The following is a 1172-nucleotide window of genomic DNA, read 5'->3' as shown; positions in this document are numbered from 1 at the left end:
TCCATCGAGAGGCCGATGAGGATTGCGCCGACGCCGTATCCCGAGTCACGCCACATCCGGTAGACGCCCATCCCGGTTGCGCGCCACGTCGGGTGGGCCGCGTCGCCGGGAACGGTCATCAGGTTCGGGTAGAGCAACGCCATCCCGAGGCCAGAGATACCCGAGAGGATGGCCCACAGGACGTAGCCGTCGACGAGCACCATCCCGAGGACGCCCGCCCCGGCGAGGAACATCCCTGCAATCACTGGCGGACGGCGGCCGATTCGGTCTGCGAGTCCACCGGTCGCAATCTGGAGGAAGTACATCGCGCTGTGGACGCCGACGACGAACCCGACTGCTGCGATGCCGACGCCCTGACTCGTGAGATACAGCGGGACGGCGAGCCAAAACAGCGTATCGACGAACTTCTCGATGTGGCCCGCCTGTGCCGCGGCGAACAGCGTCTTGTCGCCGTACGTCGCCCGCTTTAGCACCTCGCCGAACGGGAGGTTCGCGTCGTGGTGGTCCTCGTCGTCTATCTCTACTTCCGCGAGTTGGACCGTTTCTTTGATCAGGAAGACCGAGATGAGGAACGCCAGCACGACGACGACGGCGAGGAAGTAGAACGGCTCAGGTCGAAGGCTCGTCTGGGCGGCGATGATGCCCGTCACCCACGCCCCGACGGCGACGCCGCTGTACCCGAAGGCCTCGTCGATGCCGACAGCGAGTCCTCGCTGCTCTGGCCCGGCGATGTCGATTTTCGCGTTGATGGCCATACTCCAGGTCAACGCCTGGTTGATGCCCAACAGGATGTTCCCGACGGTAATCCACCCCCAACTCGGGGCGAAGATGAGGATGACAGGGAGTGGGAGTGCGGTCACCCATCCGAGGATGAGTACGGGCTTGCGGCCGTATTCACTGCCCCACTTGCCGGCGTAGAGGTTTAACAGCGCCTTGACGAAGCCGAATGAGACGACGAACGACCCGATAACGAACAGCGACTCGACGCCGAGGACGTCACGACCCAGAACGGGCACGACGGCGCGCTCAGACCCGATCGTCAACCCGGTGGCGAACACCAGGAGGACGTGGAGTGAGAACTGTCCGAGGTGCTCGCGAATACCTTGTTTGAGGTCAGTTTCTGTACTCATCGATCACTCCGCTGCGCAGTTGTTGGGACCCAGTTCGAGCTC

The 1172-nt window shown here is 63.3% G+C and carries 1 protein-coding gene; it reads right to left on the bottom strand.

Going from position 1 to position 1172, the window contains the following annotated elements; genetic code table 11:
• Positions 1-1130 (bottom strand): MFS transporter (locus QT222_RS03190; RefSeq protein WP_491476283.1); only part of this gene is annotated, 1130 nt, incomplete at its 3' end.
• Between the last annotated feature and the right edge of the window lie 42 nt (positions 1131-1172).

It is taken from the genome of Haloferax sp. s1 (assembly GCF_058382125.1).
The sequence above is the reverse complement of the archived record's forward strand: the minus strand, read 5'-3'. Positions and strand labels throughout refer to the sequence as shown.